The organism is Streptomyces griseus subsp. griseus, assembly GCF_003610995.1.
Taxonomy (GTDB): domain Bacteria; phylum Actinomycetota; class Actinomycetes; order Streptomycetales; family Streptomycetaceae; genus Streptomyces.
On sequence record NZ_CP032543.1, the window covers coordinates 2,736,407 to 2,751,197 of the forward strand.

Consider the following 14,791-nt stretch of genomic DNA (forward strand, 5'->3'; position numbering starts at 1 on the left):
CTGCCCCTACTTTCCGAAGCCGAAGGAGTCCGAGCCCTGGACCTTGGAGCGCAGCCGCTTGCCCTTCTCCGTGGCCTGGTCGTTCAGCTCCTGCTGGAACTCCCGCATCCGCTCCTGGAGCGCGGGGTCCCGCGTGGCCAGGATCCGGGCGGCGAGCAGGCCCGCGTTGCGCGCGCCGCCGACCGAGACGGTGGCGACGGGGACACCGGCGGGCATCTGGACGATGGAGAGCAGGCTGTCCATGCCGTCCAGGTACTTCAGCGGGACCGGCACGCCGATGACCGGCAGCGGGGTGACCGAGGCCAGCATCCCGGGCAGGTGGGCGGCTCCGCCCGCGCCCGCGATGATCGCCCGCAGACCGCGGCCCGCCGCCTCCTCGCCGTACGCGATCATCTCGCGCGGCATGCGGTGGGCGGAGACGACGTCGACCTCGTACGGGATCTCGAACTCGTCGAGCGCCTTGGCCGCCGCCTCCATGACGGGCCAGTCGGAGTCCGAGCCCATCACGATGCCGATCACGGGTGCGGCCGGTGCGGAGGGGGATGTCATTCGGTGATCGTTCCTCGCAGGTAGTCGGCCGCGTGCCGGGCGCGCTCCCGCACGTCCGCCAGGTCGTCGCCGTAGGTGTTGACGTGGCCGACCTTGCGGCCGGGCTTCACGTCCTTTCCGTACATGTGGATCTTGAGCTGCGGGTCGCGTGCCATGCAGTGCAGATACGCCTGGTACATGTCCGGGTAGTCGCCGCCCAGGACGTTGCACATGACCGTCCAGGGGGCGCGCGGGCGCGGGTCGCCGAGGGGGAGGTCGAGGACCGCCCGTACGTGGTTGGCGAACTGCGAGGTGATCGCGCCGTCCATGGTCCAGTGGCCCGAGTTGTGCGGGCGCATGGCCAGCTCGTTGACCAGGATGCGGCCGTCGCGCGTCTCGAACAGCTCCACCGCGAGGTGGCCGACGACCCCCAGCTCGGCGGCGATGCGGAGCGCGAGCTGCTGGGCCTCGCCGGCCAGCTCCTCGGACAGGCCGGGGGCGGGGGCGATCACCGTGTCGCAGACCCCGTCGACCTGGATGGACTCGACCACCGGGTAGGCGACGGCCTGGCCGTGCGGCGAGCGGACGATGTCGGCCGCCAGCTCCCGTACGAAGTCGACCTTCTCCTCCGCGAGAACCGGGACCCCGGCGCGGAACGGGTCGGCCGCGTCCGCCTCGGAGCGGACCACCCACACGCCCTTGCCGTCGTACCCGCCGCGCACGGTCTTGAGGATGACGGGGAAGCCCCCGGCCTCCTCGGCGAACGCGACGGCGTCGGCCGGGTCGCTCACGATGCGGTTACGGGGGCAGGGCGCGCCGATCTCCGCGAGCCGGGCGCGCATCACCCCCTTGTCCTGCGCGTGCACCAGGGCATCGGGGCCGGGGCGCACGGGGATGCCGTCCGCCTCCAGGGCCCGCAGGTGCTCGGTGGGCACGTGCTCGTGGTCGAAGGTGATCACGTCGCAGCCCTGCGCGAAGGCGCGCAGCGTCTCCAGGTCGCGATAGTCGCCGATGACGACCTCGCTGACCACCTGGGCCGCCGAGTCCTGGGGCGTGTCACTGAGGAGCTTGAATTTCAGGCCGAGGGGGATACCCGCCTCGTGGGTCATACGGGCGAGCTGACCGCCGCCGACCATGCCGACTACCGGGAACGTCACACCCCCAGGGTATCGGGCGCGCCGGGGCGGCCGGGACCCCGTCCGGGTGCCGTCCCCGGCGGGCTCCGGCCCATCGGCGGGGTGTCACACGGGAGGGCTGGTTAGCATGGCTGGGTTGACGGACCCGTCGACGCCACCGAACGGACGGACTGAGCGATCACCATGAGCGAACGGGGCGCACTGCGGACCCGGCTTGATCTGCTGGCCCGGGAGGTCGCCAAGTTCGGCGCGGTCGGTGCGGTGGGGCTGCTGGTCAACATCCTGGTCTTCAACCTGATCCGGCACACCACCGACCTCCAGGTCGTCCGGGCGAGCGTGCTGGCGACCTTCGTCGCCATCCTCTGCAACTACGTCGGCTTCCGCTACTGGACCTACCGGGACCGCGACAAGACCGGCCGGACCCGTGAGCTGACCCTGTTCCTGCTGTTCAGCGCGGCGGGCGCGGTGATCGAGAACGGTGTGCTGTACCTCGCGACGTACGGCTTCGGCTGGGACAGCCCGGTCCAGAGCAACGTCTTCAAGGTCCTCGGCATCGGGATCGCGACCCTCTTCCGCTTCTGGTCCTACCGGACGTGGGTCTTCAAGACCCTCCCCGGCAAGGCGCTCCCCTCCGAGGAGGCCGTGCTCAGCCCGGACCGGTTTCTGGAACAGCGGCGGTCGACGGAGACCGTAGAGCCCGGTCCCGTACGGAACTGACGCCTTCGGCAGTTCTCCGCTCAGCGCACCGGGCGTTCGGGGTCCATGCGGTCCAGCGGGATGCGGCTGAGGAAGAGCGCGAAGACCGCCGGGTGCTGCTGGAGCAGTTCCAGCCGGCCGCCGTCCGCCTCCGCCAGGTCGCGGGCGACGGCCAGGCCGATCCCGGTGGAGTTACGGCCGCTGATCGTCCGCTCGAAGATACGCGCCCCCAGCTCGGCCGGGACGCCGGGGCCCTCGTCGGTGACCTCGATGACCACCTGGTTGCCGGTGACGCGGGTGCGCAGGGCGACGGTGCCGCCGCCGTGCATCAGGGAGTTCTCGATCAGCGCCGCCAGGACCTGGGCGACCGCGCCCGGGGTGCCGACCGCCCGCAGGCCGTGTTTGCCCGAGCAGACCAGCGCGCGGCCCGTGGAGCGGTAGGCGGGGCGCCACTCCTCGATCTGCTGCTTGATGACCTCGTCCAGGTCGAAGACGACGGCGGAGCCCGTCCGCGGGTCCCGGGAGTTGGTCAGCAGCCGCTCCACGACGTCGGTGAGGCGCTCCACCTGGGTGAGGGCGATGTTCGCCTCCTCCTTCACCGTCTCCGGGTCGTCGGTCACCGAGATCTCCTCGATCCGCATGGAGAGCGCGGTGAGCGGCGTACGCAGCTGGTGCGAGGCGTCCGCCGCCAGGCGCCGCTCGGCGGTCAGCATCCGGGCGATCCGCTCGGCGGAGGAGTCCAGGACGTCGGCGACCCGGTCCAGCTCGGGCACCCCGTACCGCTTGTGGCGCGGGCGGGGGTCACCGGAGCCGAGGCGTTCGGCGGTCTCGGCGAGGTCGGTGAGCGGGGAGGTCAGCCGGTTGGCCTGGCGTACGGCGAGGAGCACGGCCGAGATGATCGCGAGCAGCGCCACCGCGCCGATGATCAGCAGCGTGCGCCCGACCTCGCGGGTGACGGCCGAGCGGGACTCCTCGACGGTGACCTTCTCGCCCCGCTCACCGGTCTGGGTGGCGCTCAGGACGCTGCCGCTGGGGCGCTCCCCGACGGCGATGGGGGCGCGGCCCGGGATCTCGATCAGGGCGAACCGGTCGGCGCCGATCTGCTCGGACAGCACCCCGGAGCTGATCACCTCGTCGCCCAGCAGCCGGCTGTCGACCACGCTGATCAGCCGCAGCGCCTCGGATTCGATGCTCTCCTGGGCGCTGGCGCTGATGGTGCGCGTCTCCACGATGACCAGGGAGACACCGAAGACGGCGATGACGACGAGGACCACGGCGAGCGTGGAGTTGATCAGACGGCGGCGCACGGCTGCCCGTCGGGTCGTCGGGCTTCATCGGGAAGCTGTTCGCCGTCAGGGGGCACGGGTGCTTCGTACGGAGGCAACGGAGGCATGAGGGCTTCGTACGTCAGCTCTTCTCGAACCGGAAGCCGACGCCCCGGACCGTGGCGATGTAACGGGGATTGGCCGCGTCGTCTCCGAGCTTCTTGCGGAGCCAGGAGATGTGCATGTCCAGCGTCTTGGTGGAGGACCACCAGGTGGTGTCCCAGACCTCGCGCATCAGCTGGTCGCGGGTGACGACCCGGCCGGCGTCCCGGACCAGGACCCGCAGCAGGTCGAACTCCTTGGCGGTGAGCTGGAGTTCCTCCTCGCCCATCCAGGCCCGGTGCGACTCGACGTCGATCCGGACGCCGTGGGTGGCGGGCTGCGCGACGGGCTCGGAGGCGCCGCGGCGGAGCAGGGCGCGGACCCGGGCGAGGAGCTCGGCCAGGCGGAAGGGCTTGGTGACGTAGTCGTCGGCGCCGGCGTCCAGGCCGACCACCGTGTCGACCTCGTCGGCACGGGCCGTCAGCACCAGGATCGGCACGGTGTGGCCGTCGGCGCGGAGGCGGCGGGCGACTTCGAGGCCGTCCATCCCGGGCAGCCCCAGATCGAGGACCACGAGGTCGATCCCGCCCTGGAGTCCGGCGTCCAGAGCCGTCGGGCCGTCCTGGCGGACCTCGACCTCGTAACCCTCCCGACGCAGTGCGCGGGCCAGTGGCTCCGAGATGGACGCGTCGTCCTCGGCGAGCAGTACACGGGTCATGGACTGATGGTAGTCCGGCCGGGACGTCCGGAGTGAGGCCCTCGCCCACGCCTGCGGGTCAGGGTCGCAATCCGGCCACAGACCTTTGAATATGGGAGCCTGGTTCCACCATTACCTGTGATCCATGTCTCAAGTCCTTCCATATCCCGCTGTGTCGTGTCGTATGGTGTCCCGTGCCTGTTGCACTGATGAAGGACCTTTGGGCCGCCATGAGCACCAAGGGTCTCTTCTGTGTGTTGGGCCGGTTCGCGCCGGCCCGTCTTGAGTGAATGACCTGTGAGCCGGGCCCGGAGCGTACGAACGCACCCGGGTGTGGATCCCGACGCGGCACTTCCCCGCCCCGCCGCCGAACGCTCCGATCCGGAGCCCGGCCCCGGGGCGAGTCCCCCCTCAGGCGTGGGGATGGGGTGCGGCCGCGCCGGTGCCGGCTACCCCCCCCCCCCCCCCCCCCCCCACCGGGCGCGCACCGCTCACAAGGCGAGCCCGTCCCGACCAGCAAGGATCGACCATGGCGTCCAGCCTGACGAAGGACTCGGCCAGTTCCGGCGAGAAGACCTTCTTCGGCCACCCCCGCGGCCTGGCCACACTCTTCATGACGGAGATGTGGGAGCGCTTCAGCTACTACGGCATGAGGGCACTGCTCCCCCTCTACCTGATCGCGCCCGGCGGTCTCGACATGAACCCCGCCACGGCGACCGCGATCTACTCGGTCTACGTGTCGCTGGTGTACCTGCTCGCCATGCCCGGCGGCTGGTTCGGCGACCGGGTCTGGGGCCCGCGCAAGACCGTCGCCATCGCCGGCGGTGTGATCATGCTCGGCCACCTGACCCTGGCCCTGCCCGCCGAGGGCACGTTCTTCGCCGGCCTGGGTCTCGTGGCCATCGGCTCCGGTCTGCTGAAGTCCAACATCTCGACGATGGTCGGCCACCTCTACGACGGCCCGGACGACCCGCGCCGCGACGGTGGCTTCACGATCTTCTACATGGGCATCAACATGGGTGCCTTCGCGGCGCCCCTGGTGATCGGCACCGTCGGTGAGAACGTCAACTGGCACCTGGGCTTCGCCCTCGCCGCGCTCGGCATGGGCCTCGGTGTGCTCCAGTTCCTGCTCGGCACCCGCCACCTGAACGAGCGCAGCCTGATCGTCCCGAAGCCGCTCTCCAAGGACGAGCGCGCCTCGACCCTGCGCAAGTCGATGATCTGGCTCGGCATCGCGGCCGTCTTCTACATCGGTACGGTCGTCACCGGCGTCTACACGCTGAACTGGCTGCTGGTCCCGATCACCCTCGCCGGTCTGGTCATCCCGGTGATGGTCCTCGTCCGCATCAAGCGCGACAAGGAGCTCAGCGAGGCCGAGCAGTCGAAGATGTCCGGCTACATCTGGTTCTTCGTGGCCGCCGCCATCTTCTGGATGATCTACGACCAGGGCGGTTCGACGCTGGCGATCTTCGCCGAGTCCTCGGCCGACAACAGCGTCTTCGGCTGGGACTTCCCGGTCTCCTGGTACCAGTCGGTCAACCCGGTCCTGATCATGGCGCTCGCGCCGGTCTTCGCCGCCTTCTGGCTGGCGCTGAACCGCCGCGGCAAGGAGCCGAGCACGATCGTGAAGTTCAGCTCCGGCCTCGTCCTGGTCGGTGCCTCGTTCTTCGTCTTCCTGATGCCGCTGACCATCGCGGGTGACGGCCACAAGGCCGCCGCGATGTGGCTGGTCGCGATCTACTTCATCCAGACCGTCGCCGAGCTGACGCTCTCGCCGGTCGGCCTGTCGGTCACCACGAAGATGGCCCCGGCGAAGTACGCGAGCCAGATGATGGGTGTCTGGTTCCTCGCCGTCACCGCCGGTGACTGCACCACGGGTCTGCTCTCGCTGGCCGGTGTGGGGCTCAACGGCACCGGGGTGGTGGCCCTGGAGGCGGCGCTCGCCGTGGCCGCCGGTATCGCGATCTTCATGTACCGAGGCAAGGTCAAGCAGCTCATGGGCGACGTCCGCTGACGTCGTACAGCCTGTAGCGCTACGCGGCGGAGGGCCGTCGCACCGGAGTGTTCCGGTGCGACGGCCCTCCGCCTTTCCCGTGCCGGTGGCTCAGCGCGGGGAGCGCAGCCGCCGCCAGGGGGTGAACGTGAACACCGCGCCGCCCAGCAGGATCGCCGTACCCGCGACCAGGCCGAGCGCGCGCAGGGCTCCGTCGTCCTCGGAGCCGGTGGCGGCCAGACCGCCGCCCGAGTCCGTACCGCCGCCGGACGCCGCCGCTCCGCCCGATCCGGCCGTTGAGCCGCCGGAGCCCGTGCCTCCGGACGCGCCGCCCGGCTGGGCGGAGGTGTCCAGCTCCAGGGAGACCGCGACATCGGCGGGCGGGGTGCAGGTCGTCGTCGTACCGGCGGCCAGCACCGTCAGGACGCCCGGGCTGAGCGTGGACTTGCCGCTCGCACCGGGCTTGTACGTGCCGGTGAGGTCCGGGATCTCGATCGGGGCGCCGGTCTTGATGACCTCCTTGTTCAGCGGCCCCTCGACCGTGACCGTGCCCTGGTCGGCCCCGCCGAGCTTGACCTCCATGGACGGCTTGACCTGTTCGGCCGGGATGTCGATCGGGCTGTCCATCACGGACTTGCCGAACTTCACCGTGAGGTCGTAGGCGCCGCCGTTCTTCCTGGCGCTGATCCGGACCGGGGAGGTGGCGTTCTTGTCGCCGATGGGGGTCTTGCAGGCGTAGGCGACGGAGATCTCCTTGCCGGGGAAGTCGGTCTGGCCGCCGGTGCCGCCTGTGGTGCCACCGGTGTCACCGCCTCCGGATGTGGTGCCTCCGGTGGTGGCGCCGCCCGTGTCGTCCCCTCCGGTGGTGATGCCGCCGTCGGTGCTTCCTCCGTCGGCGGTGCCGCCGGAGTCCGTGCCTCCGGTGGTCGTGGCGCCTCCCGAGTCCGTGCCGCCCGTCGCCGTACCCCCGGAGTCCGAGCCTCCGGTTGTGCTGCCACCGGTGGTGGAGCCCGCCTCCGTGACCTTGATCGTGGCGCCCGGCCGCACCGCCTCCTTCGGGGCGCACTTGGTGTCCGTGGAGATCGGCTTGGAGACGTTGATGTTGTACGCCCCCGGGGTCAGCGTGATCTCCCCGGCCGCCGCCAGCTTCAGCTTGGCCGTCATGTCCGGCAGCAGCATGGGGCTGTTCTTGGGGATGGGCGGGTTCTGCCGGGGGCCCTCCAGCTTCAGCTCGCCGCTCGCGGCCCCGCCCAGCGTGATCGTGCCGGTCGGCTTGACCGTGTCCTTGCCCAGGTCCAGCACGTCCGGGTTCCTGGACGCGGCCTCGACCGTCTTCCAGACGACCTCGATCTCGTCGCCGACCTTCGCCTCGGCCGGGGCGCTCAGCTCCACCTTCGTGGTGCCCTGGACCGGCGGCAGTCCCGAAATGGGCGGCGGAACGCACTCCGTCGCGTAACTGACCTCGGCGGCCTGCGCCGGGCTCGCGGCCAGCACGAGGCCCGCGCCGCCGAGCATCAGCGCGAGACCGGCCGCGCTCATCCTCCGTTGCGTGTCCACACGTGTCCCTTCGTCGTGGGTGGGGGTCGGTTCTCCGGCGGTGCGGAACGCCGGTTCTCTGACGGTGCGGAGTCCTGGGTGAACCACGGCAGTACGGCCGTGTCGGTGCTCGCGGGCCGTGTGCGGCGGGCGTGGCGGGCCACCATGCCGGCGGGGCGGGGGCGGACCTTGTCCACGACGGCCATGCCGATACGGAAGACGGCGGCCGGGACGACCAGGCAGAGCAGCACCCAGAAGAGCGTGACGCCCCACGGGCGGCCCACCTCCCACGGCTGTTCGGCCAGCACCTTCGTCCCGTACCGCAGGGAGACCTGGTAATCGCCGTGCGCGCCGGCGGAGAGTTCGACCGGCAGCTTGATCTGTGCCTTGCCCCCGGGGGCGACCGTGCCGCGCCACTGGCGTTCCTCCCACTGCGGGGCGAAGACGCCGTGCGCCGTGCCGATCTCGAAGACCGGGTCCTCCACGGGCGCGGACCCCAGGTTGCCGACGGTGAAGACCAACTGCCGTGCGGGCGGCGCCCCGAACCAGGTGAGCAGCGAACTCTCGCCTTCAAGACGGGTGGTGGCCAGCACTGCCAGCCTTCCCTCATCGGCCGGGGGCGGCAGCGGGGCGGTGGGGTGGCCCGCCACCGTGAACACCGCGTCGACCAGGCCCTGTTCGCCGGTGACCGTGGCGACGTGCACCACGCAGGGGCAGGGCTCGGGCGGTTCGGCCACCGGCAGCTTCTTGCTGAAGGCGCCCTTCTTGTCGGTGGTGACGGCCCGGCCGTCGGCGTTCGCACAGGAGTTGGTGCCGCCGACCACGCCCCGCTCGGGCGTGGACTTGCCGCAGATCAGCAGCATCAGCAGCGCCTCGGAGCGCCAGCCGCCTCCCTTGACGGTGATGTCACCGCCCTTGCCCGCCTCCTTCTTGGAGAGGGTGACGGAGGGGCCGTCGCTTTCGGCCGCCCGTGCTGTCGGGGCGGTGGTGGAGGCGGCCAGGAGCAGGAGAACGGAGAGGAGGAGCAGGAGAGTCGGGGAGACGCGGCTGCCGACTCCGCTTCCGGGGTGCTGCGTCACGATTCCGCTCCCGCCTTCGCCAAGGGGCTTGATTCCTGGGCCGGTTGCGCGGCTTGGGGCCCGGTGTCCGTCGTGCGGTCCGGCCCGCTGTCAGTCGTGCGGTCCGGATCGGTGTCCGACGTGCCGTCCGGGTCGGCGAGCGTCGCTCCGGACGGCTTGATGTCCGTCGCGCCGTCCAGGCCGGTGACCGCCGTACCCGCCGGGTCGGCCATCGCCGTCCCGCGCCCGTCCCGCCGCCGCCGGTACGTCCCGGTGCCGAGCAGCGCCAGTACGCCGAGCGCCAGGAGCCCTCCCCCGACGACCGGCGCCACCGGGACGTACACCGCCGAGGCCGCCGCCTCGTCCCGCGCCCCGCCCTCCGCGGCGACCCGCAGCCGTACGGTGACGGAATCCAACGCCGGCACGTCGGGCCAGGGTTCGGTGAGCTCCATCCGGCGGCCGGGGGCCAGCTCCAGGTCCAGCGGCCGGGCCGGGCGGTCCAGCAGCGTGGCGAACACCCCGTCCGCGCGCACCGCCAGCCGGGGCCGCAGCGGCGCGTTGCCCCGGTTGACCAGCGCGTACCGGATGGTCCGGCCCGACACCTCGACGTCCTCCACGGTGAGCGCCGCCAGGGTGGGACCGCCGACCCGCACCCGTACCGGTACGCGCTTCTCCTGGCCCCCGCCGACGGCCACGATCTCCCCCGCGAGGTCACCCGGCACCGCGTCGCCCGGCACCGCGTCGCCCGGCACGGAGAGCGCGAACGGCACGTCGGCGCGGGTCCGGGCCGGCACGGTGACGGTCTCCGCCGCGAACCGGAGCCCCGCCCCGGCCGGGCCGTCACCCCGCAGCCGTACGGTCAGCGGGGTGCGGGCGGGGTTGGTCACCGAGAGCAGGTCCTGGAGCACGGTCGCGGGGGTGGCCTCCCCGTACACGTACGGCCTCGTCTCCTGCCCACCGCTCCCGCCTCCCGCAGGCCGGACCGTCCAGCCCGCCGGCGCCCCGGGGCCGTCGTCGGCCGCCGCCTCAGGGACGACGAGCAGCACCAGCAGCAAGGCGGCGAGCAGGCGTACGGACAGGACCGACGGCGAGTGCCCGTACGGGATCGGCGCCGCGCATCTGTACGGGGTCGACGGCGAGCGTCCGTACGGGGTCGACGGCTCCATGGGCGGCTCCCTCACGCTGACGGTTCCGGCGTTCAGCCTGTGGGGCGCTGTCCTCGCCGGGTCAGCCAGAGCACTCCGGCCGCCCCGGTCAGCAGCACGGTCCCGCCGAGGGTGCCGAGCGCGGCCACCGAGTCGAGGGGGCCGGTCTTCGGCAGCTCACCGCCGCCCGAGGCGCTGCCTCCGGCGGAGCCGCCGCCCGTCGAACCGCCCGTGGAACCTCCGGATCCCCCGGATCCCCCGGCGCCTTCGACGTCGAGTTCCAGGGAGGGGCCGGGGCTGTTCTTCGGCGTACAGGTCGTGGTCGTACCGAGCGCCTTGATGGTGAGCACCCCGGCGGTGAAGGTGACCTTGCCGCTCTTCTTCGGGGTGTACGTCCCCGACAAGTCGCTGATCTTGATAGGGGTGTTGGCCGGAATCGCCTCGCCGTTCGCCGGGCCCGAGACCTGGACCTTCCCCGTCTCCGCACCGCCCACCTCGATCACGGCGCTCGGGTTCATGGCCCCCTTGCCCAGCTCCACAGGGCTGGAGGAGACGCCCTTCTGGAAGGACACGGTGAGCTTGTAGCCGCCCCCGCTCCTTACGCTCTTGATATCGATGGGCGAGACGGCCCCCTTGGGCCCGATGGGCGTCTCGCACTGGTAGTTGACGTCCACGACCTCGGCGTGGGCGGCGGGTGCGGCCATCAGCACCACCGAGCCCGCAAGACCGGTCGTCAGCGCGGCCGTCAGCGCGAGAGCTGTCCGCTTCTGGTTCGACACCTCGTGTTCCCCTCATGCCGGACGTCGCCGCGCGCCACGGTCCGTATGGGCGCGAGTTACTGACGACACATCAGATTGGGCGCTCAAGGTACGCCCGGGGCCTGATGGAGGGAAGACAAAGAGCGCGCCGGATCCGGCGCGCTCTTCGACGTGAGGGATACGTTCCCGGCTTCGGCCGGTCACGCTGGGGCGGCGAGCTCCGCCCAGACGGTCTTGCCCGGCGCCTCCGGCGTACGCTGCACGCCCCAGTCCAGGCAGAGGCGCTGCACGATGAACATGCCGTGCCCGCCGGGGCGGCCGGCGCGGTGCGGCGTACGGGGGGCGGGCTGGCCGGCCCCCCGGTCGACGACCTCGACGCGCAGCGCCTTGGGCGTGCGGCCGATCCGGAGCTCCTCGGGGCCCTCCGCGTGGAGGCAGGCATTGGTCACGAGCTCGGAGACGACCAGCAGGACGTCCTCGGCCGCGGCCCGGCGGTCCGCGCTGGAGGCCGGGAGCCAGCCCCAGTCGTGCAGAGCCTGCCGGGCGAAATCACGGGCCATCGGGACAATGCCGCTGGCCTGCCCGAGTGAGAGCGTGCGCCACTGCCGCTCGGCCGGAACGGGCGAGTCCGCGCCCGCTCCTTCCGGCTCGCGGCCGAGGTCGCCCGGCGGATGCTGCCGGGTGGTGCTCATCAGCGCTTCACCTCACCGATTCGCCATGTCGTCATGTTCGCCACGTTCACGATTGAACAGAAATGATCAGTTACCGAATGTGCCGGATCTTTGCGTGATGCCGACGGGGGTCTCCTGCCCGGCCGCACCCTTACGACACCCACTTCGGGCTGTCGATCGCGTAACACGGCCGTCAGGCCGGGTGACGCGCGAGCGCACCGTACCGGATCTAGGTCCGCAGGGCGTCCTCGATGGTGGCGTGGACGGTGAAGACCGCCTCGGCGCCGGTGATCTCGAACACTCTCGCCACGACCGGTTGCATCCCGGCCAGATGGACCGCCCCTCCGACCGCCTCCGCCTTGAGGCGGGCGCCGAGCAGCACGTTCAGCCCGGTGGAGTCACAGAAGTCCAGGCGTGAGCAGTCGACCACCAGGCGTGACCGCCCTTGCTCGACCGCACTCTCCAGCGGCTCCCGCAGCAGATCGGCGGTGTGGTGATCGAGTTCACCTACCGGAGTCACGACCTCGCTGCGCCCCTCGGTCCGGGTCTCGACCTGAAGCCGACCCCGGTTCGCACTGCCGACCGTCCCGCGGTCCATGCCCATGTACCTCTTCGCCGTCCGTCACTGTGCGCGTCACCGCCTGTGCGGCTGCGTACAGAGCTGCCGCCGACGTTCGTGAAACAGTACGCGTTTCGTAGGCCACGCGGTAGTCGAAGACCTCAACAAACCGGACATATGCGGTGAATTGGCGCTTGTAACTGCTGGCAAGAACCGGGTAAGGGTAGAGGGACACCTAAAACACGACCGGCTTTGGAGGCGCCGCTTCACCGCAGGAACACGTATGGGCATCGGCAGCCATATGCCGAGAACGATGGAGGAGAACCATGTCACCCCGGCTCGACGAAGCGCGTACCCCCAACGCGTCGTCGGCATGTCCTCAGGGACCGACCAATTCCGACTCCCCCGCCGCGAGCGCCGTTCCCGGCCCGCGCACCAGCACTACACCCGAATCTTCCGGCGAGGGGTTCGAGGGCTTCACGGGCTCTCCGCAGGGCTCTCCACAGGGCTTGAAGGACTGCCCGAGATCCCGCCCTACGCCGAAATAGGGGCTCTGGACGCCAGGGCCCTGTCGAAGACGCTCTTCGAGCGTCTCGAATCCCTCGAAGAGGGCACGCACGAGTACGCGTACGTCCGCAACACCCTCGTCGAGCTCAACCTCGCGCTCGTCAAGTTCGCCGCCTCCCGGTTCCGCTCGCGCAGCGAGCCCATGGAGGACATCGTCCAGGTCGGCACCATCGGCCTGATCAAGGCGATCGACCGGTTCGAGCTGAGCCGCGGTGTCGAGTTCCCGACGTTCGCGATGCCGACCATCGTCGGCGAGATCAAGAGGTTCTTCCGCGACACCAGCTGGTCCGTGCGCGTCCCGCGCCGACTCCAGGAGCTGCGCCTCGACCTGGCCAAGGCGGGGGACGAGCTGTCCCAGCAGCTGGACCGCGCGCCCACCGTGGCGGAGCTGTCCGAGCGCCTCGGCATCACGCCGGACGAGGTCGTCGAGGGCATGTCCGCGAGCAACGCGTACACCGCCAGCTCGCTGGACGCCAAGCCCGAGGACGACGACGGCGAGGGCGCCCTCGCTGACCGCATCGGCTACGAGGACCACGGGCTCGAAGGCATCGAGTACGTCGAGTCCCTGAAGCCGCTGATCGCCGCACTGCCCTCGCGCGACCGCATGATCCTCTCGCTCCGCTTCGTCAGCAACATGACGCAGTCGGAGATCGGGGAGGAGCTGGGCATCTCGCAGATGCACGTGTCCCGGCTGCTCTCCCGGACGCTGGTCAAGCTCCGCAAGGGGCTGACTCTGGACGAGTAGGGCCGCCTGAGCGCTTGCGCGCTGCGGGCCGGCGGCTGACGGCTTTTGCGGGGCTTGCGGCTCTGCGGGCCTGCGGCTCTGCGGAAGGACCCGCTCCTGTACGTATCCACGTACGGGGAGCGGGTCCTTCCGCGTGTCCGGCGGCTACTCCACCCGCTTCCCGCCCCGCCACACCGCGCTGACCAGCGGGACGCCCGGGCGGTAGGCGAGGTGGACGTGGCTCGGGGCGTCCAGAAGGACCAGGTCGGCGCGGGCGCCCGGGGTGATGCGGCCGACGTCCGTGCGGCGCAGGGCCGCCGCGCCGCCCGCGGTGGCGGACCAGAGGGCCTCGTCGGGGGTCATCCCCATGTCGCGTACGGCCAGGGCGATGCAGAACGGCATGGACGAGGTGAACGACGAGCCGGGGTTGCAGTCCGTGGAGAGCGCGACCGTGGCGCCCGCGTCCAGCAGGCGGCGGGCGTCGGGCCAGGTGGCGCGGGTGGAGAACTCGGCGCCGGGGAGCAGCGTGGCGACCGTGTCGCCCTGGCCGAGCGCGTCCACGTCCGCGTCGGTGAGGTGGGTGCAGTGGTCGGCGGAGGCGGCGTCGAGTTCCACGGCGAGCTGGACTCCGGGGCCGTACGTCAGCTGGTTGGCGTGGACGCGGGGGTGCAGCCCCTTGGCGCGGCCCGCCGTGAGGATGGCGCGGGCCTGTTCGCCGTCGAAGGCGCCGCGCTCGCAGAACACGTCGATCCAGCGGGCGTGCGGGGCGCAGGCCTCCAGCATCGGGCCGGTGACCAGGTCGACGTAGCCGGCCGGGTCGTCGGCGTAGTCCGGGGAGACGACATGGGCGCCGAGGTAGGTGACCTCGTCGGTGTGGCGGGAGGCGATGCGCAGGGCGCGGGCCTCGTCCTCGACGGTGAGGCCGTAGCCGGACTTGGTCTCCAGGGTGGTGGTGCCCTGGCGCAGGGCCTCGGCGACGTAGCGGGCGACGTTGTCGGAGAGCTGCTCGTCGGAGGCCTGGCGGGTGGCGGCGACCGTGGTGCGGATGCCGCCGGCGGTGTAGGGCTGCCCGGACATCCGGGCGTTGAACTCCTGGGTCCGGTCGCCCGCGAAGACGAGGTGAGAGTGGGAGTCGACGAAGCCCGGGATCATGGCCCGGCCCGCCGCGTCGAGGACGTTGTCAGTGGCGGGTGCTTTGCTTGATTCACCGGTCCAGACGATGCGGTCGCCCTCGATGACGACGGCCGCGTCCTGGATCAGGCCCAGGGGGGTCCCGTTGCCGAGGGAGGGGTCATTGGTGACCAGGCTGGCGATATGGGTGACGGCGGTGGTCGTCATCTGGAGAGTGTTCTCCTT

Annotated in this window: 13 protein-coding genes and 1 pseudogene; 3 read left to right on the top strand and 11 right to left on the bottom strand. The window is 71.2% G+C overall.

Going from position 1 to position 14,791, the window contains the following annotated elements:
* Positions 1–6: 6 nt before the first annotated feature.
* Positions 7–549 carry a 5-(carboxyamino)imidazole ribonucleotide mutase gene (gene purE / locus D6270_RS12440; protein WP_109165346.1) on the bottom strand — a complete coding sequence of 181 codons (543 nt, stop codon included), beginning with the start codon at positions 547–549 and terminating at the stop codon, positions 7–9.
* On the bottom strand, positions 546–1,685 hold the full coding sequence (locus D6270_RS12445) for a 5-(carboxyamino)imidazole ribonucleotide synthase (protein WP_109165345.1): 1,140 nt from the start codon (positions 1,683–1,685) through the stop codon (positions 546–548). Before D6270_RS12445 ends, purE begins: the two co-directional genes overlap by 4 nt.
* A gap of 162 nt (positions 1,686–1,847) precedes the next feature.
* Between D6270_RS12445 and D6270_RS12450 the strand changes: the two genes are divergently transcribed.
* Complete coding sequence (locus D6270_RS12450) at positions 1,848–2,381, top strand: GtrA family protein (protein ID WP_109165344.1); 534 nt, start codon at positions 1,848–1,850, stop codon at positions 2,379–2,381.
* Positions 2,382–2,401: 20 nt separating this feature from the next.
* On the opposite strand, the gene D6270_RS12455 is transcribed toward D6270_RS12450, so the two are convergent.
* Both D6270_RS12455 and D6270_RS12460 read right to left on the bottom strand, forming a co-directional pair.
* Complete coding sequence (locus tag D6270_RS12455) at positions 2,402–3,667, bottom strand: sensor histidine kinase (RefSeq protein WP_109165343.1); 1,266 nt, start codon at positions 3,665–3,667, stop codon at positions 2,402–2,404.
* A gap of 100 nt (positions 3,668–3,767) precedes the next feature.
* Complete coding sequence (locus D6270_RS12460; protein WP_109165342.1) at positions 3,768–4,445, bottom strand: response regulator transcription factor; 678 nt, start codon at positions 4,443–4,445, stop codon at positions 3,768–3,770.
* 508 nt (positions 4,446–4,953) lie between these two features.
* Between D6270_RS12460 and D6270_RS12465 the strand changes: the two genes are divergently transcribed.
* Entirely contained in the window at positions 4,954–6,438 is a 1,485-nt protein-coding gene (locus tag D6270_RS12465) for an oligopeptide:H+ symporter (RefSeq protein ID WP_109165341.1), read from the top strand.
* Positions 6,439–6,528: 90 nt separating this feature from the next.
* Here D6270_RS12465 and D6270_RS12470 read toward each other — a convergent pair whose 3' ends face one another.
* From D6270_RS12470 to D6270_RS12495, 6 genes are all read right to left on the bottom strand, one after another.
* Complete coding sequence (locus tag D6270_RS12470) at positions 6,529–7,956, bottom strand: hypothetical protein (RefSeq protein WP_109165340.1); 1,428 nt, start codon at positions 7,954–7,956, stop codon at positions 6,529–6,531.
* Positions 7,953–9,032: a hypothetical protein gene (locus D6270_RS12475; RefSeq protein WP_109165339.1), complete on the bottom strand. Its 1,080-nt coding sequence runs from the start codon at positions 9,030–9,032 to the stop codon at positions 7,953–7,955. The genes D6270_RS12470 and D6270_RS12475 overlap by 4 nt, the downstream gene beginning before the upstream one ends.
* The gene (locus D6270_RS12480; protein WP_225976829.1) at positions 9,029–10,177 is read right to left on the bottom strand and encodes a hypothetical protein; all 1,149 of its coding nucleotides are present in this window, start codon (positions 10,175–10,177) and stop codon (positions 9,029–9,031) included. The genes D6270_RS12475 and D6270_RS12480 overlap by 4 nt, the downstream gene beginning before the upstream one ends.
* A 32-nt stretch (positions 10,178–10,209) precedes the next feature.
* Positions 10,210–10,935, bottom strand: coding sequence for a peptidase (locus D6270_RS12485; protein ID WP_109165338.1), 726 nt, complete (start codon positions 10,933–10,935; stop codon positions 10,210–10,212).
* A 179-nt stretch (positions 10,936–11,114) separates the two neighbouring features.
* Positions 11,115–11,606, bottom strand: coding sequence for an ATP-binding protein (locus tag D6270_RS12490; protein ID WP_109165337.1), 492 nt, complete (start codon positions 11,604–11,606; stop codon positions 11,115–11,117).
* 208 nt (positions 11,607–11,814) lie between these two features.
* Positions 11,815–12,183, bottom strand: a complete 369-nt coding sequence (locus D6270_RS12495) for an STAS domain-containing protein (protein WP_109167477.1) — start codon at positions 12,181–12,183, stop codon at positions 11,815–11,817.
* 287 nt (positions 12,184–12,470) lie between these two features.
* Between D6270_RS12495 and D6270_RS12500 the strand changes: the two are divergent.
* Positions 12,471–13,456, top strand: a pseudogene (locus D6270_RS12500) (RNA polymerase sigma factor SigF).
* A 144-nt stretch (positions 13,457–13,600) separates the two neighbouring features.
* Here D6270_RS12500 and hutI read toward each other — a convergent pair.
* A complete protein-coding gene (gene hutI / locus D6270_RS12505) occupies positions 13,601–14,773 on the bottom strand; it encodes an imidazolonepropionase (RefSeq protein WP_109165335.1) in 1,173 nt (390 codons plus the stop codon).
* Between the last annotated feature and the right edge of the window lie 18 nt (positions 14,774–14,791).